The following is a 21,810-nucleotide window of genomic DNA, read 5'->3' as shown; positions in this document are numbered from 1 at the left end:
CTCGCGCCGCGTAGGCAGGGTGGCCAGAGGTCCCCTTCTTGATCGACCACGGCTGCTCCCTGCCGTCCAGTAGCGGATCAACGTTCCTGACGTGAGCTGTCGGCAACGCCGTCACCGCGGTCCACCGGAAGCGGCTGCGTCATTACCTCCCGGGTAATCGACCCCCACCCCACCACCCGGCAAGGTGAAGGCATCGGTTCACGGGCCGGCGCACTCCGGCCCGTGAACCGATGCCAGACAGTGGTGCCGTTCGGGCACCACGGGGGTCACGCATCACGCATCACGCATGAGGCATGAGGCATGACGCATCACCAGGAGTGGGAGTACGCCATGACGCAGCATCAGGAGCAGATCGTCCAGCAGTCGCCGAACGCGGAGGACCGGTACGCGGCGGCCGTCGCGCGGTACTTCGAGGCGTGGAACGCGCGTGAGGAGGGGGCGCTGGGCAAGGCCGTCGGGGCGGCGTGCTGTGCGGACGTCACGTACACCGATCCGTTGGCCGATGTCGCGGGGCACGAGGGGCTGGCGGCTGTGATCGCCGGGGCCCATGTGCAGTTCCCCGGTCATGTGTTCCGGCAGCTGGGTGAGGTGGACGGTCACCACGACATCGCGCGGTTCGGGTGGGAGCTGGTCAGTGTGGCGGACGGGTCGGCGCCGGTGGCCGGGTTCGATGTGATCCGGCTGGGGGAGGACGGACGGGTCCGGTCGGTCCTCGGGTTCCTGGACCGGGTGCCTGCTGTGTGAGGCCGCCCCGCCCCTACCACTCCACCTCCCGCAGATACTCCGCCGTCTCGGGATCAGCCGGCAGGAGGGTTTCCACCGCGAGTTCGGAGACGGTCACGTCCATGGGGGTGTTGAAGGTGGCGATGGTCGAGATGAAGGACAGCACCGTGTTGTCGTGTTCGATCATCATGGGGAGGGCGAAGGGGCAGTGCTCGCCGAGAGCGGCTGTTTCGTGGCCGCCCGGTGGCAGGGGGTAGGCGCACACCTCGTCGTAGAGCGCGCGCAGGGGGGCGGAGCGCATCAGGGCCAACTGCCGCTCCACCTGGGAGAGAAGGTGGGCGCGCCATTCCCGGTAGTTGCGGATGCGGGGGGCCAGGCCGTCGGGGTGCATGGTGATCCGCAGGGCGTTCAGCGGCGGCTGCAGCAACGACGGGGCTACCCCCGCCAGCAGCATGGAGATGCCGCGGTTCGCCGCCTGGACGTGGTAGGTCCCGTCGACCACCAGCGCGGGGAACGGTTCGTAGCCGGTCAGCAGGCGTTCCATACCGGAGCGCAGGGCGGCCATCGACGGGTCGTCCAGCGGGGTCTCCGGGAAGGTCGGGGCGTAGCCCGCCGCGATCAGCAGGGCGTTGCGCTCCCGTACGGGGACGTCGAGATGTTCGGCGAGCCGGAGGACCATCTCCTGGCTGGGGCGGGAGCGGCCGGTCTCGATGAAGCTGATGTGGCGGGCGGAGGAGTCGGCGCGCAGCGCCAGTTCCAGCTGGCTGATCCGGCGCCGGTCGCGCCATTCGCGCAGCAGCGCGCCGACACCCGTGGTCCTCTCCGGCGAGGATGCCGCAGCAGTTGTCATGGGAGGGACGGTAGCCGAGGGGCGGTGGTGTGGGCCGACCGGCCGTACGGGAAGGACGGTGGTCGGGGCGCGGAGCGGTGCGATGCGGTGCGGTGCGGTGGACCGTACGGGAGGGGGAGTGCCGTGCCGCCGTTACGGGGGAAAGCGTCGCCGGCGTGCCAGGCTGGGCCCGGCGCGGCCGCCGCGGCAGGAGGTGGCGCCCGGACAGCGAGACGTATCGGGAGCCGGCTCATCGGCAGCCGGCACACGGCGAGAGGCGAGCGCAATGAATGCTCAGGTGGAACCGCTCAGCGCGACGGAGATCGAGGAGCGCCTCGCGGAGCTGTCCGGTTGGTCCGTGGACGGTGAGCTGCTGCGCCGTCACTACCTCTTCCACGGGCACTTTCCGGCCGCCGCCATGGTCATCCATATCGCGCAGATCCAGGAGGAGTTGGGGCACCACGCCGACCTCACCCTGGGCTACAACCGGATCGACATCGCGCTGAACACCCACAGCATCGGCGGCCGGCTCACCCACCTCGACTTCGGTCTCGCCCGCCGTATCGAGGACATCGCTCCGGGCCACGGGGTGCGCTGACCCCGCAGGGGCTCAGCTGCCGGTGCGGGGCCGCACCACCCGCCCCGCACGTGCCAGCTCCACGTTGAACTGGGCGCCGGACAGCAGCGACAGATGGGAGAACCACAGCCAGATCAGGAACACCACCGGCCCCGCGAGCGAGCCGTAGAGCCGGTTGAAGGTGCCGACGTACGAGGCGTAGAGGGCGAATCCGGCGGAGGAGACCAGCCAGAGGAGCACGGCGACCACGCCGCCGGGGGCCGCCCTGCGCACACCGCGGGAACTGGGCGGCCCGGACCGGAACAGCACCATCGCCAGCACCGTCGCCAGGAGCAGCAGCAGTGGCCACTTCAGTACGTTCCAGGTCGCCTCGCCCGCCTCACCGAGCCCCACGGCCCGGCCCAGCGCGGTCGCGATCGGCCCGCTCACCAGCAGCGCCACCGCACTGCTGATCAGCAGCGCCATCAGCAGCAGCGCCGTGCACAGGATGCGCGGTGCCTTGCGCCACGGCGGCCGGTCGTCCTTCGTGCGGTGCATGGCGTGCAGTGCACGGCGGAACACCGCCAGATAACTGCAGGACGACCACAGGGCACTGACGAGGGCACCGCCCACCACCACCCATGCGGCGGTCTGCTGCTGTGCCATGCCGACCAGCGCCCGGTGAACGGTCGGGCCCGCCTCGGCCGGGGCGATCGCACTGATCTGGTTGATGAGCTGTTCGGTGGCCGGCGGATCGGCGAGACCGATCAGCGACACCGTGACGATCAGCGACGGCAGCAGCGCCAGCACCGAGTAGTACGTCAGGCTCGCGGCCCAGTCCGTCACATCGTCGTGCCACACCGACAGTGGCGTACGGCGCAGCGCGGTACGGCACTGGGCCAAGGTGGGAAGCGCGGCCGGCTGCCTCGGTCCCGCCGCCCCGAGTGCCCGGTCCAGCACTGTCCGGTCCAGCCCGCGGCGCATACCGCTCCCGCCCATGTCGTATCCGTCCTCTCCGTCGGTCCGCCCTGCATCATCTCCCGGCCCGGGTGCCGCCCACGACACCCGGACGGCCGGTGCCCCGCTCACGCCAGCCCGCGCGCCCGCCTGAACCGCACCAGCGCGTCCGCCAGGTCCACCACCGGATCCGGGTAGTCGTACGCCGCGCGCTCGGGCCCGGACAGCTTCCACGGCTGGTGCACCGCCGCGCCCGCGAGACCCGCCAGCTCGGGCACCCAGCGCCGGACGTACGCGCCCTCGGGGTCGAACCGCCGGGCCTGGACGAGCGGATTCAGCACCCGGTTGGGCCGGGTATCGGTGCCGGTACCGGCCACCCACTGCCAGTTGAGCTGATTGTTCGCCACGTCGCCGTCCACCAGCAGGTCCAGGAAGTGCCGCGCGCCCACCCGCCAGTCCACATACAGCGTCTTGGTCAGAAAGCTCGCCACCAGCATCCGGGCCCGGTTGTGCAGCCACCCCTCGTGCCGCAGCTGCCGTATCCCCGCATCGACCACCGGATAGCCGGTACGGCCTTCCTTCCACGCCGTCACCTCGGCGCCGTCATAGCGCCAGCGGTCGCCCTTGGTGCGGTAGTCGGCGCGGGCTGCACCCGGCCGGGCCGCCAGTACCTGATGGTGGAAGTCCCGCCAGGCCAGCTGCCGTACGAACGCCTCGGCACCGGCGTCGCTCCGGCCCGCCGCCTTGTGCACCAGCTCGACCGGTGAGAGACACCCGAAGTGCAGATACGGCGACAGCCGTGAGGTGGCATCGCCCGCCAGATCGTCCTGCCGGTCCTGGTAGCCGGCCATTCCCGACCGCTGCCACGCCCCGAACCGGCGGCGCCCCGCCCGTTCACCGCCCGCCGGCAGCGCGGGCGAGGGCTTGCCGTCCGGGCACAGCACCCGCGCAGACGGCAGGTCCTCGGACCGCACCTCGGCGGGGACGTGTACGGACCGCGGCGCGGGCAGCACCGACCGCCGCCCCGCGGCCTGCCAGCGCCGGAAGTACGGGGTGAAGACGGCGAAGTGGTCCTTGCCCGGCCCGGAGGGCAGCACCGCGCCGGGCGGCAGCACCGTGATCACCGCGTCATGGACCACCAGTGCCCGCCCCGCCGCCGCCAGCTCCGCGCCCAGCCGCCGCTCCCTGCGCAGCGCATAACCGCTCACCCCGGCCGCGAGATGCACCGCCCCGGCCCCGGTCTCCGCCGCCACCCGGCAGACCTCGGTGACCACGTCCCCCGTACGGATGACCAGCCGACCGCCCCGTTCGCGCAGCCCCGCATCGAGATCCGCCAGCGCACCGGCCAGAAATGCCGCCCGGTTGGGCACCATGAACCCGGCGTCAGCGATGCCCGTGTCGACCACGAACAGCGGTACCACCTGTGCCGCGGCACGCAGGGCGGCATCCAGCACCGGCTGATCGTGCAGCCGGAGGTCGGAGCTGAACAGGCAGATCGCTGCATCCATGCCCTACCTCTACACCGAACCGGTGCCTCGCGAGCCGCCTGCGACGGCGCCCGCGGGTCAGGCGAAGGGCAGCCCGCGCCACGGCGAGGACGGGTCCTGGGTGAGGACGCGGTGGAGATGCACCGCCTCCGCGTACTGCGGCCCGAACCAGCCGTTGTCGAACGCCAGCATCCGGCCCAGGGCGTAGCCCGCGGCGAACTCCTCCCACGAGCCGTACACCTCCTTGGCCCGCGCGGCGACCTGCTGCACGGCCTGCTCGGCCTGTTGCGGTGCGCACAGCCGGGCGCCCAGGCCCCACCGGACGAGGTTGACGGCATGTGCGTGGTCCAGCGCGACCAGGGACACCACCCGGCCGTCGGCCGGCAGCAGCCCGTCCGTGCGGAACCGCTCCTCGTAGCGGGTCACGAGCTCGGGGACGGCGGGGGTGTCCGCGGCGTCCCGGGAGCCCGTGGTCCCCGGCTCCTCGCCGGCCGCGTCCGCCGGGTCCTCGGCGTCCCGGGCGCGGGCCCGTGCGCGCAGCGCCGTCTCGGTCTCCGCCGGGACGAACTGCCCGCCGAGCAGCTGGTCCAGACGCTGCTGCCAACTGGCGGGGTCGGTCACCGACCACTGGTCGCGCAGGGTCTGTGCGTCCGCGGCGTGGTCGAGGAAGGCCGTACCGAGTTCGTTCCACGGCACGCTGTGGTGCACCGCGATCGGCGCACCGCACGCCAGCCCCTGCGCGACGGGGCCGTGCAGCGGACCGCCGTAGTGCGTGACGAGCAGTCCGCCGGGCCGTACCCCGAGCTGGGCGCGGAGCCGCTGCCAGCCGGCGCGGTGGGTGGGCGACGCGGCGAGATACGCGGCGCACGGCGTCCCGGGGTTCACCGCGAGCCGCCACTTGTCGTTCGGCCAGTCCTGCGCCAGCTCCTCCACCGAAACCCGGTCGAAGAACTGCTGCGCCTGCCACGGCGGCAGCATGCCGCGGGTCAGGACGGGAATGCATTTACCGCCCGCCGCCGGGTCGTCGTAGACGGGCAGCGGGTCCTGCCCCTGCTGCGGGACCGCCAGATACAGATCCTCACCGGCGATCGCCGCGACCTGACCGTCCCTGTCCCCACGCGCCGTTGCTTCGCACAGCCGCCGCTCGGTATCCGTCGGCGGCATCCATCCCGGAGTAGCCACAGGCCAAGAGATTACGAGCACCTCCTCTCCCGCGGGAACCTGGGGTTGCCGGACCGGTACCGGAGATTGCATGCGCACCACCTGTCACGGAGGCTCAGAGCATGAGCAACCCCGACCTGCCCGGACCCGGGCACCACCACCCGCACGACGGCGCCCAACCCGACTGGGAGGAGTTCGGCCCGCTCCTCGAACAGGGCGCCGAGCTGTACACGCCGCTCTACGAACAGGCCGCGGCCTGGCTGCGCGAGCCGGCCACCGCCGTCGCGGCCGGCCCCGGCCCCGGCGGCGTGCGCAGAGTGCTCGACATCGGCAGCGGACCGGGCGTCGTCAGCTGTCTGCTGGCCCGCGCCTTCCCCGACGCCGAGGTGGTCGCGGTGGATGCGACCGAGGCACTCCTGGAGCGGGCCCGCGACCGGGCCGCCCGCCTCGGCCTCGGCGACCGCTTCCACACCCATCTCGCCGAGGTCCCGGACGGACTCGACGCCCTCGGCGGCGCCGATTTCATCTGGTCGAGCAGGGCCCTGCACCACATCGGTGACCAGCGTGCCGCGGTCGCCGCCCTGGCCGGTCATCTGCGGCCCGGCGGACTGCTCGCCATCGTCGAGGGCGGCCTCGCCCCGCGCTTTCTGCCGCGCGACCTCGGCATCGGCCGCCCGGGTCTGCAGTCCCGGCTCGACGCGGCCGGCGAGGAGTGGTTCACCGGGATGCGCGCGGCGCTGCCCGACGCCGCCGACGAGATCGAGGACTGGCCCGCCTTCCTCGCCGACGCCGGTCTGCGCACCCCGCGTACCCGCAGCTTTCTGCTGGATCTGCCGGCCCCGCTGCCCGCCGGTGCCCGCGCCTATCTCGTGGCCACGCTGTCCCGCGCTCGCGACATGTACGGCGACCGCCTCGACGAGGACGACCTCGCCACTCTCGTCCGCCTCATCGATCCCGAGGACGCCGCCGGTATCACCCGCCGCCCCGACGCCTTCTTCCTGTCGGCGCAGACCCTCCACACGGCACGGGCGCAGTAGCCCACGAGCCGGCGAGCCGTCCGCGCCCCGGTCAGCCCTGATCCATCGGCTTGGGATGGATCACGGCGAAGGTCGCGCCCTGCGGATCGCTCACCACGGCCATCCGGCCGGCGATCATGTCGAAGGGCCGCTGCAGCGCCGCGCCACCGGCCGCGGTCACCTTCTCGACCGTCTCATCGGTGTCGGCCACCGAGAAGTACGCCAGCCAGTGGGAGGGGGTGTCGGCCGGCATCTGCTCGGACATCGGCTGCATGCCGCCCACCGGACGGTCGTTCACCGTCAGGGAGTAGTAGGTGTCGGCGCCTTCCATGGGGGCGCTCTCGATGCCGAGGGCCGCCTTGTAGAACGTGGCGGCGGCGGACGGGTCGGTGGTGTTGAGCTCGTTCCAGATCAGCGCGCCGTGCTCGTTGACGATGCCGGCGCCGGGGAAGTCCATGGCCTGCCAGACGCCGAACACCGCTCCGGTGGGGTCGGCCGCGATACACATCTTGCCGAGCGTCATCACGTCCATGACGGGCATCAGGACCGTGCCGTCGGCCCCCCGCACGGCCTGGGCGGTGGCGTCCGCGTCGGCGGTGGTCAGATAGGTGGTCCACACGGTCGGCGGCGCGGGCTGGCCGCCCATCGGGACCGCGGCCATGATTCCGGCCACCGGCCTGCCGTTGAGCTCACACACCGCGTAGCCGCCGCTCTCCGGGGGGCCGATCTCTCCGGTCCACCCGAAGACCTGGGAGTAGAAGTCGATGGCCGCTTGCTGGTCAGGGGCCGCGAGGTCGATCCAGCAGGGCGTCCCGGGCTGGTAGGGAGCTGTGACTTCAGGCATCAAGGCCTCCTCGATGGGGCACCTCCCTTCAGGCACGGGGGAGGAGCGGAACGCGGAGGGGTACCGGCCCCGGTCGGCACGCCTCGGGAGCCACCCCACACTCACCCTCCACACTCACCGCCGTCCGCCGGGCCCGCCACTCGGATACACCACGGCGCCGCCCGGACGAGCCGGACGGCGCCGCTACGGGCTGCGGATCAGGCCACGTCGAAGGTGGCCGGGTCCGGGCCGAGGCGGTTGCCGGAGTCCAGACCGGCCAGGGTGGTGAGGTCCGCGTCATCCAGCTCGAAGTCGAAGACGTCGATGTTCTCGGCGATGCGCGAGGGGGTGACGGACTTCGGGATGGCGACATTGCCGAGCTGGACGTGCCAGCGCAGCACGATCTGGGCGGGGGTCTTGCCGTGCTTGGCGGCGAGCTCCGCGATCGTCGGCTCCTCCAGGAGGCCCTTGCCCTGGCCGATCGGCGACCAGGCCTCGGTCACGATGTTGTGCCGGGCGTGGAAGGCGCGGGAGGCGGCCTGCTGGAACCGGGGGTGCAGCTCGATCTGGTTGACGGCCGGGACGACGGACGTCTCGCCGAGCAGCCGCTCCAGGTGCTCGGGCAGGAAGTTGGAGACACCGATGGCCTTGACCCGGCCGTCCGCGGCGAGCTTCTCCAGGGCCTTGTACGTCTCGATGTAGGTGTCCCTGGACGGGAGCGGCCAGTGGATCAGATAGAGGTCGACATACTCCAGGCCGAGCTTGGCGAGGGAGGTGTCGAACGCGCGCAGCGTCGCGTCGTGGCCCTGGTCGGCATTCCAGAGCTTGGTGGTGACGAAGAGCTCGTCACGGTCGATGCCGGAGGCGGCGAGCGCCTTGCCGGTGCCCTCTTCGTTGCCGTAGATCGCCGCGGTGTCGATGCTGCGGTACCCGGCGTCCAGGGCCTGGCCGACGGCGGTGGCCGCCTGCTTGTCCTCGACCTGCCAGACACCGAAGCCGAGCTGCGGCATCGCGACGCCGTTGTTGAGCGTGATGGACGGAACCTTGCTCACGGGGGAATCGATCCTTACGTCGGCATTCGTCTTCAGGGATGTCAACGATCATCCGCTGTCGCGCATTCCCGTGCAGCGGGACGGGATGCAGGAAATGCCGCGCGTTCCTGGGTGCGCGCCGTGGGCGGGGCCGGGTGACCGCCCGCGGCCGGGGGTGCGGAGCGGGTCGCGGCGGTGAGTTCGCAGAGCGCGAACGACCCGGCGCAGAGGACCACGAGTCCGGCGCACAGTTCCAGGGCGCCGAGCAGGCCCGGAAGCCCCTCGGGGACCGCGGAGGCGCCGGGGGAGAGGCCGTCGGTCACCGCTTGCCCGAGCCACAGACAGCCACCGCAGGCGAAGGCCGCGGCACTGCCGGACCAGGCCAGGGCCAGCGGCGTACGGACCCTCAGCCGGGGCAGCAGGCCCGGCAGGACCAGAAGCAGCAGCCCGGCGGCGCCGGCGAGCGAGAGCAGGCCCGCGGCCCAGTCCGACGCGGAGCTGATGACGGTGCGGGCGGCCACCTCGTCCGCCGCCACACCCAGCGTCGAGCCCGCGCCCCACAGAAGGTGGACGGTGCCCAGTGCCGCGAGCAGCACCGCGGCGGGCAGCAGGAAGATCCGCTGTAGGGCCCGGGTGCCGGTGTCCGGCAGCGCGTGCAGCGGGCGGCGCAGCAGGCCGCCCCAGCGCTGGTGTGCGTACAGCCCGAAGGCGCCGAGCAGGGTGACGGCCTCGACGGCGAAGCCGCCGTAGACGACGCCGAACACCCACGGGGCGAGGAAGCCACCGGCGGACAGCGGATTGCGGGCGCCGGTGACCAGGGCGGTCACGCTGCCGCCGGCGAGGCCCGTCAGCAGCGGGATGAGCAGTCCGGACGCCATCCACAACGGGAAGGCCAGCAGCCAGGCCGGGGTGCGGCGGCCGGCCGGGCGGGTGAGGGTGTGTGCCACCACGGCGGCGATGGCGTCCATGACGAAGGTGACGGCATTGGCCGTGACCCAGGCGGTGCGGCCGACGCGGTGGGTGTCGATGACGCCGATGTCGAATCCCAGCACCCACAGCAGCTTGAGCGTCAGGTACGGGACACAGGCGACGACCGCGAGCCGGCCGAGGAGCGTGAGGCGTCGGGTATCCATGGCAGGAGCCTCGTCGGCCGCGGCGTGGACGGCCTCCGTCCGGCGGACGATCCCGGTCCGCCGGACGGGGGAACGCCACGGTGCCGGCCGGCGCCCACCGCGGCCCGCCCGTCACGTCTGGTACAGCGCGTCCACCTCGGCCGTGTAGGCCGTCTCGATCGCCTTGCGCTTCAGCTTCAACGACGGGGTCAGCAGCCCGTGTTCCTCGCTGAACTGGTTGGCCAGTATCCGGAACGTACGGATCGACTCGGCCTGGGAGACCAGGGTGTTGGCGGCGACGACGGCGCGCCGGATCTCGGTCTCCAGGTCCGGGTCGCGCACCAGGTCGGTGGGCGGCATCTCCGGCTTGTCACGCATGGCCAGCCAGTGGGCGACCGCCTCCGGGTCCAGGGTCACCAGCGCGGCGATGAACGGCCGGTCGTTGCCGACGACGATGCACTGGGCGACCAGCGGATGCGCCCGTACCCGTTCCTCCAGGCCCACCGGCGAGACGGTCTTGCCGCCGGAGGTGACCAGCACCTCCTTCTTGCGGCCGGTGATGGTCAGATAGCCGTCCTCGTCCAGCGCGCCCAGGTCACCGGTGGAGAACCAGCCGTCGTGCAGCACGGCATCGGTCGCCTTGGGGTCGTTGTGGTAGCCGTGGAAGACCTGCCCCCCGTACAGCCAGATCTCGCCGTCCTCCGCGATGTGCACGGTGGTGCCCGGGACGGGGGTGCCGACGGTGCCGAAGCGGGTCCGCTCGGGCGGGTTGGCGGTGGCGGCCGCGGTGCTCTCCGTCAGGCCGTAGCCCTCGAAGATGCGCACCCCGGCGCCGTCGAAGAACAGCCCGAGCCGGCGCTCCATCGCGGAGCCGCCCGACATCGCATGCCGCACCCGGCCGCCCATCGCCGCCCGGACCTTGCTGTAGACCACCTTCTCGAAGAACTGATGCTGCATCCGCAGCGCGGCACTCGGACCGGACCCGGTGCCGAAGGCCTTGTTCTCCTGCGCCTCGGCATAACGGACCGCGACCTCGACGGCCTTGTCGAACGGCCCCACCTTGCCGTCCGCCTCCGCCCGGCGCCGGGCCGCGGCGAAGACCTTCTCGAAGATGTACGGCACCGCCAGGATGAACGTGGGCTGGAAGCTCTGCAGGTCGGGCAGGAGCGCACGGGCCGCCAGCTCGGGCTGGTGGCCGAGCTTGACCCGGCCGCGGATCGCGGCGACCTGGACCATCCGCCCGAAGACATGGGCCAGCGGGAGGAACAGCAGGGTGGCGGCCTCGTCACCGGACTTGGAGGTGAAGACCGTCTCGTGGCGCAGCACGATGTTGTCGGCCTCGGCCATGAAGTTGGCGTGCGTGATCACACAGCCCTTAGGGCGGCCGGTGGTGCCGGAGGTGTAGATGATCGTGGCGGTGGCGTCCGGGGTGACGGCCATCCGGTGGCGGTGGACGACATCGTCGTCGATATGCGCACCGGCCGCGGTCAGTTCGGTCACCGGGTCGGCGTCCAGCTGCCACAGCTTGCGCAGCTGCGGCAGCCGGTCGATGACCGAGCCGACGGTCATCGCGTGGTCCTCGTGTTCGACCAGACATGCCGAGACGCCCGCGTTGTGCAGCATCCAGAAGACCTGCTCCGCCGACGACGTCGGATACAGCGGTACGGACTGGACGCCGATGGACCACAGCGCGAAGTCGAACAGGGTCCACTCATAGCGCGTACGCGACATGATGCCGACGCGGTCGCCGAACCGGATGCCCTGGGCGAGCAGGCCCTTGGCCAGGGCGAGGACCTCGTCCCGGAACTGTCCGGCGGTGACGTTCTGCCAGGTCCCCGCGTCGTCCTTACGCGCCAGCGCGACGCGGTCGGGATCGGCGTCGGCGTGCTCGTAGACGGCATCCGCCAGCCCGCCGACCCGGGGCGCGGTCGCCAAAGGCGGGACGGTGAACTCGCGCAATGACCCAGCTCCTCGTGGTGTTGCTCACAAGGCCGCGACCGTACCCCACCGTGACGGCATCCGGCAGGGCCTTACCACGTGGCGAACGCGGTCGCACAGGAACTGGCCAACTGGAGAAAACGGGTTACTCCGGAGAAGCAGGGACATGATCCAGCTGGTTCAACGCCGGACGATCACGACGCCGGGACCATATCTGCACCAAATCTCTGCACGTGACAGCGGATCAGCCGGCCTGTTGGGAGCTCCGCCGCCGATCAGGGGAGCTGCAGGCGGTCGCCGCCCGCGAGGATCGCGTCGGCCAGTGCCTCCGCCGGGCCCCGCGCCGCGCGGTCGCGCTGTCCGTACAGAAGAACGAAATCCACGCCGCCCAGTTCCGGAAGTCCCGCACGTGGCTGAATCCGGACCAGACCTGGCGGGATCATGCCCCTCGTATGTGCCATAACGCCCAGACCTGCCCGGGTTGCGGCGATCAGCCCGTTCAGGCTTCCGCTGGTGCAGGCGATCCGCCACTCCCGGCCCGCGCGCTCCAGCGCCTCCAGCGCACGGGCGCGGGTCAGCGCTGGGGGCGGGTAGACGACCAACGGGACCGGGCGCTGCGGATCGAGGCGCAGCCGCTCGGCTCCCACCCACACCAGCCGGTCGCGCCAGACCAGCCGTCCGCGCGAGTCCTCCGGCCGCCGCTTGGCGAGGACGAGGTCCAGCCGACCGGCCGCCAGCAGCTCGTGCAGGGTCCCCGACAGTTCGACGGTCAGCTCCAGATCGACCTCGGGGTGGTCCCGCCGGAACTCTTCGAGGACCTCGGGCATCCGGGTCAGTACGAAGTCCTCGGAGGCGCCGAAGCGGAGTCTGCCGCGCAGCCGGGTGCCCGCGAAGAAGCTCGCGGCGCGCTCGTTCGCCTCCAGGATCGTGCGGGCGAAGCCGAGCATCGCCTCGCCGTCCTCGGTCAGCGCCACGCCATGGGTGTCCCGGGCGAACAGCCGGCGCCCGGCGGCCTCCTCCAGCTTCCGTACGTGCTGGCTCACCGTCGACTGCCGCAGCCCGAGCCGATGCGCGGCCTGGGTGAAACTCAGCGTCTGCGCGACCGCGAGAAAGGTGCGCAGCTGGGCGGGTTCGAACACGGGCCCTCCGTCCCTGGTCGGCCCTGGGCCTGCCGACTCCCGGGGCGCTCATCGCGAAGTGCAATAACAGTGACCACGGTAAGCGGGGTTCCCGATCGCTGCAGGTCACGGCACCCTGGAGAGGGCCGGCCCAGCACCGTGCCCCGAGCCGCCGAACGACCGAAGAGAGACCATGCGCCGCCCCCCTTTGCCCAAGCTCCTGTCCCGGCTTCCCGTGGACGGCTACATCCTGGCGTTGGTGGGCACCGTCGCCCTGGCCGCGCTGCTGCCCGCCCGCGGACCGGCCGCCACCGCCGCCGAGGGTGCCTCCACCGGAGCCGTCGCGCTGCTCTTCTTCCTCTACGGCGCCCGGCTCTCCACCCGTGAGGCGATGGACGGCCTGCGCCACTGGCGGCTCCATCTCACCGTCCTGGCCTGCACCTTCGTCGTCTTCCCGGTGCTCGGCCTGGCCGCCGGCGGACTGGTCCCCCAGATCCTGCCGCCCACCCTCTACACCGGCCTGCTCTTCCTGTGCCTGGTGCCGTCCACGGTCCAGTCCTCGATCGCCTTCACCTCCCTCGCCCGCGGCAACGTCCCGGCGGCGATCTGCGCCGGCTCGTTCTCCAGCCTGGCCGGCATCGTCGTCACACCGCTGCTGGCGGGTCTGGTCCTGCACGGGGACGGCGGCGGCTTCTCCGCCGGGTCACTGGTCTCGATCGTCTGCCAGCTCCTGCTGCCGTTCCTCGCCGGGCAGTTGCTGCGGCGGTGGGTCGGGGGCTGGCTCATCCGCCACAAGAAGGCCCTCGGTTTTGTGGACCGCGGTTCGATACTGCTCGTCGTCTACGCCGCCTTCAGCGCCGGTGTGGTCCAGGGCATCTGGCACCAGGTCTCCGTGCCGCGGCTGCTGTGTCTGCTGGGGGTGGAGGCCGTGCTGCTCGCGGTGATGCTGGCCGCCACCTGGTACGGCTCGAAGAAGCTCGGCTTCCACCGGGCGGACCGGATCGCGATCACCTTCGCGGGTTCCAAGAAGAGCCTGGCGGCCGGCCTGCCGATGGCCAGCGTCCTCTTCGGCGCACAGGCCGGGCTCGCGGCGCTGCCGCTGATGGTGTTCCACCAGATGCAGCTGATGGTGTGCGCGGTCCTCGCGAAGCGCTTCGCGGCATCGGCGGCATCGGCGACATCCGTGGCATCGGCGGCATCCGCGGCACCGGAGCCGGCGGTGGCGGCGGTGGCGGGCGCCGCTGCGGGAAGCGCGGCGGTGGCGGAGGCCGCGGGGGACGTGGTGATGAGCGGGGCGCGGCGTTAGGGGGGTGGTGTCTCCCCCCGAGGCGTGCCGTTCGGTTCAGGGGGAGCCCGCGTCCGGGCCCCGTGAGCCCGGCCCCGCCCGGTCCGGTCCGGCCCCGCCCGGTCCGGTCCGGCCCGTAAGACACCCGTGGCCTGCCCGGCGCGGTCGCGTCCGGGCAGGCCACGGCGTCGTCCGCCGAGCCGATCAGTCCCTCACACCGCCGCGCTGATCAGCTCTTCGCGCCGCCGCGCCGATCAGTACTTCGTGCCGCCGCGTACCCGGTCCAGCGACAGCCCCAGGACCAGTGGGCCGTTCGCCGGGGCGTTGTCGGTGCGTACGCCGGACAGTTCGGCATCGGTCAGCGCCCGCCGGTAGACGCGTACCTCGTCCAGTGCGCCGGTGAACTGGACGCGGCTGTCGGGCTTCTGGCCGAGATGTACGCCGAAGACCGAGCCGCGGCTGGCCGACCCCGGGACATCGGGGGCGACGGTGGTCTCGTCCCCGTCCACGGTGAGCAGCAGCCGGCCGCCACTACGGCGCAGCGCCAGATGGTGCCAGCGGCCGTCGTTGTAGGCGTTGTTGGTCACCGCCTGGGCGGTGGCGGCCGGCCGGGCGCCGTCGACGGCGGTGCGGCGGGCGACGAGCCGGTCGTGGGCGGGGTCGCCCGCGAGCGAGACCTGCGGGGCCCTGGCGCCCACGCCGCCCATCCACAGCAGCGGCTGTTCGCCGGTCGTGGCGCCGTAGCGGAACCACAGGCTGCAGGTGAAGTCGTCGGTGCCCAGGGGGAGGGAACCGCGGAAGGGGAGACGTACCGCATCGTCGGTGCCGTCGAAGGACAGTGCCTGGCCGAAGCGGCCGTCGGTGCCGCGGGCGCCGCCCAGGACGAGCGCCGGCCGGGCGCCGGGGGCGCTGTCGCGGGTCGTGGGGTCCGGAGCGCGCCGCGGGCCGAGCCAGTCCTCGGTGAAGCGGGCGAAGCGGATCTCGTCCCGGGCGTCGACCGTGCCGCCCTCGTACATCAGGCCGGTGACGTCATGGGAGAGGGCGACCAGATCGGAGTAGCCGGACCAGTCGGTGGTGACTTGGGCGCCACGGTCGACGCCCTCCCAGGTACGGCCCTCGTCATAGGAGGAGCGGATGGTCATGGTCCGGCGCCGGTCGGGGTCGGCGGGTGCCGCGAACAGGGTGCGGCTGCGGCCGGTGCGCGGATGCGGCAGACGCAGCGCCGAGCCCTGCACCATCGGGGTGTAGAGGTCGGGAAGGGCGCGGAACGGTGCGGCGAAGGAGTCGCCGCCGTCGAGGCTGACCGCCGCCGTGCGATGGCCCAGATCGGTGCCGTCCTGTTCCCGGCCGTTGACGTAGACCGAGCCGTCGGAGCGTTCCAGGAGGGTCATCTCCGAGGGCTTTTGACGGAACGTCCCCTCGGCCGAGACGGGCCAGGTGTCCAGTGCGCCGACCTTCCAGGTGGCGCCGCCGTCGTCGCTGTGGATCAGGGCGGCGTGGTTGGCGGTGACCCGGTGGTCGGCATAGCTCTCGGCGTTCATGCTGAACACCAGCCGGCCGGCGTGCCGTCCGTGGGTGAGCTGGATGCCGTGCACGGGCCCGGTGGCGTACCAGGAGTTCCACTGCGGAGGGCGGATGCTGGCGGTCAGGTCCCGGGGCGGGGACCAGGTCGCGCCGTCGTCGTCGCTGTACTGGAGGTGCGGGGTGCGATCACAGGGGACATCGCAGCTGAGGCCGTCGGTGCGGCCCTTGTTGTAGGTCTCGGCGAGGACGATCCGGCCGGTGCGGCGGTCCACGATGGGCGCGGGGTTGCCGTGGGTGTCGCCGTTGCCGTGGTTGATGACCTGGAGCGGTCCCCAGGTCCGGCCGCCGTCGGTGGAGCGTTTGAGGACGAGGTCGATATCGCCCGCGTCGCCGCAGTCGTGCCGCCGGCCCTCGGCGAACGCGAGCAGGGTGCCGCGCGCGGACTGTACGACGGCTGGTATCCGGAAGCAGTAGTAGCCCTGTTCCTGGGACGCCTTGAAGAGGATCTGCTGGTCGAATCCGCCGGCGGGGGCGGCGGGGGAGCCCGGCGCACCGTCCGGCGCGGCATGGACGGGGGCGGTCGGCAGGAGGGCGAGGGCGGTGGCGGTCAGCGCGGCGAGCAGGGCCGCGGCGCGGCGGCGCCGGGGTCTGTGGCGGGGGCTGGGGTGTGCGCGGAGAACTGACGTCATGGTCCGGCCTGCCCTTCGAGGCATCGGCGTCGGGTCATCAGGACATCCCACGTCCTATGTGCATCGCGACGGAAGCTACTGCCGCGTGCGGACTGCGACAAGGAGCGTGCGCCGGTTCTCCCTGCCACAGACGGAATTCACTCTCCCGGCCCGCAGGTACTGCGCCGGGTGCGCTGGGGGCGCTGGGTGCGCCGGGTGCGATGCGGGGGCCGGGAGTGCGGCGTGTGCCGGGTGTACCGCATGTACCGCCTGTGCCGTGCACGCCCGCCGGGCCTCACGGCCGCAGCACCACCTTTCCGAGGTTGGCCCTGGCCTCGATGATCTCGTGCGCCTTCGCGGCCTCGTCCAGGGGCAGTTCGGCATGGATGGCGGCTCGCAGCCGGCCGGATCCGGCCAGCTCCCACAGCTGTGCGCGGTGCTCCTCGTACAGCTCCCGGTGGACGGTGGAGAAGTGGCGCATCGTCAGCCCGGTGATGGTCTTGGCACCCGCCAGCAGTTCATACGCCGGGACCGTGCCGCCACCGGAGTTGAAGAAGATCAGCCGGCCGCCGGGCGCCAGTGCGGCCAGCGCACACGGCAGCAGCTCGCCGCCGACGCCGTCCAGGACGATGTCGACCGGCGCACCCCAGGACTCCTGGTCGTAAACCACCACCTCGTCGGCCCCCAACCCATACAGGAAGTCCGCCTTGGCGGCCGAGCTGACGGCGGCCACCACCCGATGCACCCCCTGGAGCTTGGCCAGTTGGACGGCGAGATGCCCGGTGCCGCTGGCCGCGCCGGTGATCAGTACGGACTCGGTGTCCCGAGGTGCGGCGGTGCTGAGCGCCGCGAGCGCGACATGCCCGCTGCGCACCAGCGCCACCGCCTCCACGGCGCTCGCCGCGTCCGGAATCCGGCTCGCCAGAAAGGCGGGCGCGAGGGCGAGTTCGGTGTAGGAGCCGGTGAGGGTGAGCGAGGTGACGCGGTCGCCGGGGGCGAAGCCGGTGACGTCCGGGCCGAGCGCGACGACCGTACCGGCGATCTCGCCGCCGGGCATGGAGGGCAGCGGATCGCCGCCGCCGTTGCCGTCACCGCGCACCCGCCGTACGCACGGCAGCGTGACGCCGATCGCCTCCGTACGCACCAGGAGTTCACCCGGGCCGGGCACCGGCTCCGCCGCCTCCTGGACACACAGGACGTCGGGACCGCCGTAGGAATGGAATCGGACGCGGCGCATGGACGGGCACCTCCAGGGTTGTCGGCGGGCGGGTGCCGCCTGGCTTCATTGGGTTACCCAACGATAAGCACAATCCATTGGTGCTGCCAATGGTTTTTCGTTGGGTCCTCCAATGGGTTTCTCGGTACGGTGGCCCCATGGCCGACACTCCCTACGCCCCCAGCCGTATCCGCGCGCTCCCCAGCTGGCTGCTGGGCCGCGCCGCCGCCCGCGGCCACCGCCTGGTCGCCGACGCCCTCGCCGCCGAAGGCATGCGGATGATGCATCACGCCGTGCTCTCGGCGGTCGCCGAACTCGGTCCGGTCTCTCAGGCGGAGCTCGGCCGGACGCTGGCCATCGACCCGAAGGACATGGTCGCGATCGTCAACGACCTGCAGAAGGACGGGCTGGTGACCCGCACCCCCGACCCCAGCGACCGGCGCAAGAACGCCGTCGAGATCTCCGCCGACGGCCAACGGCGGCTGCGCCGCACCCAGCAGCTCGGCGACGAGGCCAACGCGGAGTTGACCTCGGCCCTGACCCCGGCCGAACGCGAGCAGTTGATCGCCCTGCTGACCCGGATCGCGCTGCCGGAGGGGTGAGGCACGGCCGCCGGCCCGTGCGAGGGTGCGCGCCTCAGTCGGTGGCGGCCGCCGCGCCCAGGGCGAGCCGGTGCTCCCCCGCGTACACGTTCATGGAGGCGCCGCGCAGAAACCCGACCAGGGTCAGCCCGGTCTCCACGGCCAGATCGACGGCGAGCGAGGACGGCGCCGACACCGCGGCCAGCACGGGTATGCCCGCCATCACCGCCTTCTGCGCCAGTTCGAACGACGCCCGGCCGGAGACCATCAGCACACAGGAGGACAGCGGCAGCCGGCCCTGCTGTACCGCCCGCCCGACGATCTTGTCGACGGCGTTGTGCCGCCCCACGTCCTCCCGGATGTCGAGCAGCTCGCCGTCCGTCGTGAACAGCGCCGCGGCATGCAGGCCGCCCGTCCGCTCGAACACCCGCTGGGCCGCCCGCAGTCGGTCGGGGAGCGCGCTGAGCGTCGCCGGTGCGATCCGGACCGGGGTGTCGGGGGAGGTGTCCAGGGGCCAGCGGGCAGAGGTGCGCACCGCGTCCAGGCTGGCCTTGCCGCACAGCCCGCACGACGAGGTCGTGTAGACATTGCGCTCCAGGGTGATGTCCGGAACCGGAACCCCCTCCGCGAGCCGCACATCGACCACGTTGTAGGTGTTGTTCCCTCCCCCGCTCCCGGCTTCTTCCTCGTGCTCGGCTTCGTTCGCGTGGGGGGACGCCCACGGGCGGGCGGTGCCCGCACCGGTGGCCCCCGCGCAGTAGACGATGTTCGCCAGTTCGCCGGCGCTCGCCAGGACGCCCTCGCTGACGAGGAAACCGGCGGCGAGCGCGAAGTCGTCACCGGGCGTGCGCATGGTGATCGCCAGCGGCTTGCCGCCGAGCCGGATCTCCAGCGGTTCCTCGGCGACGAGGGTGTCCGGGCGGGTGCTCACGGCACCGTCGCGGATGCGGATGACGCGGCGTCGCTCGGTGACCCGTCCCATGTCTGATCAGTCCCGTCCGCACCGGTCCGGCGCGGTCCCGGTGCTGTATGTGCCGTGATGTGTCGTTGGCCGAATGTGTCGTTGGCCGAAGCGGCCCTTGATGCGGATCGCCGTGGGTCACCGGGTTGTCGTTGGGGGCGAGGTGACCTTGGCGTTCTCATTCTCCAGCACATGCCGGGGAGGCGGTCAGCCGTGCGGGAGCTGTACGTGCCGTAGCCGCGCACGCACAGCTCGTCGCCGGGCGGGGGGCGCTCCTCGGCCATCCGGGCCGCGCCCCGGGTGAACCGTCCGCGCCCGGCGTCCGCCCTCCTGCGCTGACCAGGTGTCAGTTTCGCAGTTCGCGGCCGCCGAACGCACCCGAACCATCGGCCGCGGACCAGGCCGCCGCCAGCCCGGCCTGGTCCAGCCTCCGCCAGTCCGGGGTGTCCTGGACCAGGAACCGGCCCAGCCGCCGTCCCAGCTCGACCATCGCCCGGCCGGTCGCCCCGCGCTCGGCGCCGTACGCGTCCAGCGCATCCGGCCGCTCCGGTACGGCGCGCAGCGCGGCCTCCAGGGCGGCGGCGTCCTGCAGCGCCTTCACCGCGCCACCGGCCGTGTGCGGGCGGGCGACGGTGGCCGCATCGCCCGCGAGCAGCAGCCGCCCGGCGGTGTAGCGCGGCGCCGTGAAGTCGTACATCGGCTGGAGGAACACCTCTTCGCGGGGCGTCAGCCCGACCAGACCGCCCCAGTAAGGCGGCAGCAACTCGCTGGCGACATGGGCGAGATGGGTGTGCAGGGCGTCGGTGAGGGTGCCGGGCGGCAGGCTGGTGGGGGTGTCCAGCGCCAGGTCGAGGCCGGCGGGCGGGGCGGTGTACAGGACCCAGTTGGCACGGTGGCCGCCGTGGCCGTCCGGGATGCGGTAGATGATGGCATGGCCGCCGGGGAACACGGCGTAGATGCAGTCCTCCACCGCCCAGGGAGTGGCCGGCAGGCCGGGGAGGTCGAGCGCCGCCAGCCGCTCGGCCGGGACGGCGCCGCGCCAGGCCAGATAACCGGCGTAGCCGGGCCGTACCTCGGGAAACGCGGCGGTGCGGACCGTCGAGCGATAGCCGTCCGCACCGATGACCAGGTCGAAGCGCTCCGTACGGCGCCCGTCGTGGTGCTGTACGCCGCCGCTCCTGCCGCTGCCGTCGCCGCCGTCGAGATGCAGTGTGGCGCCGTCCGCGGAATCGCTGACCCCGTCCACCCGTACGCCCGGCCGGAAGACGGTGTCCTCCGGCAGCCGGTGCCGTAACTCCCGCCAGAGCGGCCCCCAGCAGTACGAGCGGAACGGGAAGGGCAGGGAAGCGAGTTGGCGGCCGAGCGGTGCGGCGCCGTCGCGGAGGTACCAGCGGCGGGTGGTCAGCTGCACCCAGGGCATCGTGGTGTCCAGGTATCCGGCGGCCGCGAGCTCCGCGTACCGGGCGTTGTGCACCGCCAGGCCGACGCCGCGGTCCGCGAGGCGGCCGGAGGTACGTTCAAGGATGGTGATCCGGCCCGCGCCGGCGCGATGCGCGGCAAGTGCCGCGGCGCAACCGGCGACGCTGCCACCCACGACGGCGACATCGGCCCCTGCGATCCGGATGTGATCTGTGTTCATACGGCGGGTCCCCCCTGCACTGTGCGGCGGCCGGTGGTCGGTCGGCGGCCTGCTGTCGACGCACATTCTCACAGGAGTGGTCCCTTTCCGGACGTGTTCCGTGCGGCGAGCAGCGGGTCGTCCCGGAGGGCCGGGCAGGCGCCCGCGGCGACCTCGTGCATGAGCCCGGCGAGCGGGTCGGCCGGCCGCGCGAGGAACGGGGGGAAGACGGAGGGATGGCCGGGCCACGGTGTGGGTAGGTGCTTGAGCCGGGGCCGGGTTCAGCGCCCCGGATCCGGGACCGGCCGACCGCCGTGGCCCGCGAGGAACGGCCCGGTGGCGGGATCTGTGGGGGATCCCACCACCGGGCGTACCCGAAGAAGCTGCTCGCCCTTACGGGTGGGGGAGTGGGGAGTCACCGACACCGGCGCCCTCGCTCACCGCTGCGGGGGCCGGGCCCAACTCCTCCGTGTCCCGGCCCTCTTCACCGTTCCGGGTGCCCTGCTCGTGGGCGTCACCACCGCCTGGCACCGGCTCGCCATCACCCCCGGTGCCAGGGACCGATGCCGGCACCGGCGCCGTCCCACCGGGCCCGGCCGGATTCAGACCCACCCGGTCCGATCCGCGAGACCCGCCCAGGTCACCGGTCTCCCTCCGGGTAATGTGCAGCCGATCACGCATCACGTGCCCGAAGCACGGCACCGCACCAGGCACCCGACCGATCACGAATGGCGAGACGCACATGAGCGAAGGGACAGCACCGGCGGCCGGCGAAGCGGCCTCCGTCGCCGACGAGGCGGCCCGTGAGCGGCTGCTCTACCTGCGCGGCAGCATCGACAACCTCGACGCCGCCCTGGTGCATCTGCTGGCCGAGCGCTTCAAGTGCACCCAGCAGGTCGGTGAGCTCAAGGCCCGGCACAGTCTGCCGCCCGCCGACCCGGCCCGGGAGGCCGCGCAGATCGAGCGGCTGCGCCGGCTGGCCGAGGACGCCAAGCTGGACCCGGCCTTCGCCGAGAAGTTCCTCAACTTCATCATCGGCGAGGTCGTCCGCCACCACCGGGCGATCGCCGACCGTACACACGAGGCGATGGCGGAGCCCGCCGAACCGGCCGGACCCACCGCGGGCTGAGCCCCCCCACGCACGACGGACGGCGTGGCACCGCCAGTGCGGCACCGCCGGCGGGGGACCGCCCGCGGGGACCCGCC

General features: G+C 72.4%; 19 protein-coding genes. 6 read left to right on the top strand and 13 right to left on the bottom strand.

What is annotated here, in order from left to right; all coding sequences use genetic code 11:
* The first annotated feature begins 330 nt into the window (after positions 1–330).
* A complete protein-coding gene (locus AB0C46_RS08560; RefSeq protein ID WP_362827014.1) occupies positions 331–744 on the top strand; it encodes a nuclear transport factor 2 family protein in 414 nt (137 codons plus the stop codon).
* A gap of 13 nt (positions 745–757) precedes the next feature.
* Here AB0C46_RS08560 and AB0C46_RS08555 read toward each other — a convergent pair whose 3' ends face one another.
* Positions 758–1,573 (bottom strand): helix-turn-helix transcriptional regulator, encoded by an 816-nt coding sequence (locus tag AB0C46_RS08555; protein WP_362826775.1) that lies wholly within the window; start codon positions 1,571–1,573, stop codon positions 758–760.
* A gap of 265 nt (positions 1,574–1,838) precedes the next feature.
* Between AB0C46_RS08555 and AB0C46_RS08550 the strand changes: the two genes are divergently transcribed.
* Positions 1,839–2,150 (top strand): 4a-hydroxytetrahydrobiopterin dehydratase, encoded by a 312-nt coding sequence (locus AB0C46_RS08550; RefSeq protein WP_362826773.1) that lies wholly within the window; start codon positions 1,839–1,841, stop codon positions 2,148–2,150.
* Between the two features lie 12 nt (positions 2,151–2,162).
* On the opposite strand, the gene AB0C46_RS08545 is transcribed toward AB0C46_RS08550, so the two are convergent.
* The 3 genes from AB0C46_RS08545 to AB0C46_RS08535 all read right to left on the bottom strand — a co-directional run bounded on the left by AB0C46_RS08545 (position 2,163) and on the right by AB0C46_RS08535 (position 5,716).
* Positions 2,163–3,107 carry a YihY/virulence factor BrkB family protein gene (locus tag AB0C46_RS08545; RefSeq protein ID WP_362826772.1) on the bottom strand — a complete coding sequence of 315 codons (945 nt, stop codon included), beginning with the start codon at positions 3,105–3,107 and terminating at the stop codon, positions 2,163–2,165.
* An 86-nt stretch (positions 3,108–3,193) separates the two neighbouring features.
* On the bottom strand, positions 3,194–4,573 hold the full coding sequence (locus tag AB0C46_RS08540) for a deoxyribodipyrimidine photo-lyase (protein ID WP_362826770.1): 1,380 nt from the start codon (positions 4,571–4,573) through the stop codon (positions 3,194–3,196).
* A 57-nt stretch (positions 4,574–4,630) separates the two neighbouring features.
* A complete protein-coding gene (locus tag AB0C46_RS08535; protein ID WP_362826769.1) occupies positions 4,631–5,716 on the bottom strand; it encodes a DUF1266 domain-containing protein in 1,086 nt (361 codons plus the stop codon).
* 119 nt (positions 5,717–5,835) lie between these two features.
* Here AB0C46_RS08535 and AB0C46_RS08530 point away from each other — a divergent pair, with 119 nt between their 5' ends.
* Positions 5,836–6,750, top strand: coding sequence for a methyltransferase domain-containing protein (locus tag AB0C46_RS08530; RefSeq protein ID WP_362826767.1), 915 nt, complete (start codon positions 5,836–5,838; stop codon positions 6,748–6,750).
* A gap of 31 nt (positions 6,751–6,781) precedes the next feature.
* Here AB0C46_RS08530 and AB0C46_RS08525 read toward each other — a convergent pair whose 3' ends face one another.
* The 5 genes from AB0C46_RS08525 to AB0C46_RS08505 form a co-directional block, all read right to left on the bottom strand.
* A complete protein-coding gene (locus AB0C46_RS08525; protein ID WP_362826765.1) occupies positions 6,782–7,573 on the bottom strand; it encodes a VOC family protein in 792 nt (263 codons plus the stop codon).
* Positions 7,574–7,770: 197 nt separating this feature from the next.
* A complete protein-coding gene (locus AB0C46_RS08520; RefSeq protein ID WP_362826763.1) occupies positions 7,771–8,604 on the bottom strand; it encodes an aldo/keto reductase in 834 nt (277 codons plus the stop codon).
* 41 nt (positions 8,605–8,645) lie between these two features.
* Positions 8,646–9,716 (bottom strand): hypothetical protein, encoded by a 1,071-nt coding sequence (locus AB0C46_RS08515; RefSeq protein ID WP_362826762.1) that lies wholly within the window; start codon positions 9,714–9,716, stop codon positions 8,646–8,648.
* A gap of 111 nt (positions 9,717–9,827) precedes the next feature.
* Positions 9,828–11,654 carry an AMP-binding protein gene (locus tag AB0C46_RS08510; RefSeq protein ID WP_362826760.1) on the bottom strand — a complete coding sequence of 609 codons (1,827 nt, stop codon included), beginning with the start codon at positions 11,652–11,654 and terminating at the stop codon, positions 9,828–9,830.
* 254 nt (positions 11,655–11,908) lie between these two features.
* Entirely contained in the window at positions 11,909–12,772 is an 864-nt protein-coding gene (locus tag AB0C46_RS08505; protein ID WP_362826758.1) for a LysR substrate-binding domain-containing protein, read from the bottom strand.
* Positions 12,773–12,944: 172 nt separating this feature from the next.
* On the opposite strand from AB0C46_RS08505, the gene AB0C46_RS08500 reads away from it, so the two are divergent.
* Complete coding sequence (locus AB0C46_RS08500; protein WP_362826756.1) at positions 12,945–14,057, top strand: bile acid:sodium symporter family protein; 1,113 nt, start codon at positions 12,945–12,947, stop codon at positions 14,055–14,057.
* Positions 14,058–14,290: 233 nt separating this feature from the next.
* On the opposite strand, the gene AB0C46_RS08495 is transcribed toward AB0C46_RS08500, so the two are convergent.
* A complete protein-coding gene (locus AB0C46_RS08495) occupies positions 14,291–16,249 on the bottom strand; it encodes a sialidase family protein (protein WP_362826754.1) in 1,959 nt (652 codons plus the stop codon).
* A gap of 274 nt (positions 16,250–16,523) precedes the next feature.
* Positions 16,524–17,465 carry a zinc-binding dehydrogenase gene (locus AB0C46_RS08490; protein WP_362826752.1) on the bottom strand — a complete coding sequence of 314 codons (942 nt, stop codon included), beginning with the start codon at positions 17,463–17,465 and terminating at the stop codon, positions 16,524–16,526.
* Between the two features lie 137 nt (positions 17,466–17,602).
* Between AB0C46_RS08490 and AB0C46_RS08485 the strand changes: the two genes are divergently transcribed.
* Complete coding sequence (locus tag AB0C46_RS08485) at positions 17,603–18,046, top strand: MarR family winged helix-turn-helix transcriptional regulator (protein ID WP_362826751.1); 444 nt, start codon at positions 17,603–17,605, stop codon at positions 18,044–18,046.
* 34 nt (positions 18,047–18,080) lie between these two features.
* On the opposite strand, the gene fdhD is transcribed toward AB0C46_RS08485, so the two are convergent.
* Together fdhD and AB0C46_RS08475 are read right to left on the bottom strand one after the other, a co-directional pair.
* On the bottom strand, positions 18,081–19,007 hold the full coding sequence (gene fdhD, locus AB0C46_RS08480) for a formate dehydrogenase accessory sulfurtransferase FdhD (protein ID WP_362826750.1): 927 nt from the start codon (positions 19,005–19,007) through the stop codon (positions 18,081–18,083).
* Between the two features lie 325 nt (positions 19,008–19,332).
* Positions 19,333–20,625, bottom strand: a complete 1,293-nt coding sequence (locus AB0C46_RS08475) for an FAD-dependent monooxygenase (protein ID WP_362826749.1) — start codon at positions 20,623–20,625, stop codon at positions 19,333–19,335.
* Positions 20,626–21,346: 721 nt separating this feature from the next.
* Between AB0C46_RS08475 and AB0C46_RS08470 the strand changes: the two genes are divergently transcribed.
* The gene (locus AB0C46_RS08470; protein ID WP_362826747.1) at positions 21,347–21,733 is read left to right on the top strand and encodes a chorismate mutase; all 387 of its coding nucleotides are present in this window, start codon (positions 21,347–21,349) and stop codon (positions 21,731–21,733) included.
* The last annotated feature ends 77 nt before the right edge of the window (positions 21,734–21,810 follow it).

Origin of the sequence: Streptomyces sp. NPDC048637, from assembly GCF_040650675.1 — a bacterium.
GTDB lineage: Bacteria > Actinomycetota > Actinomycetes > Streptomycetales > Streptomycetaceae > Streptomyces.
Note: the sequence above shows the minus strand (reverse complement) of the source record. Positions and strands in the feature narration are given on the sequence as shown.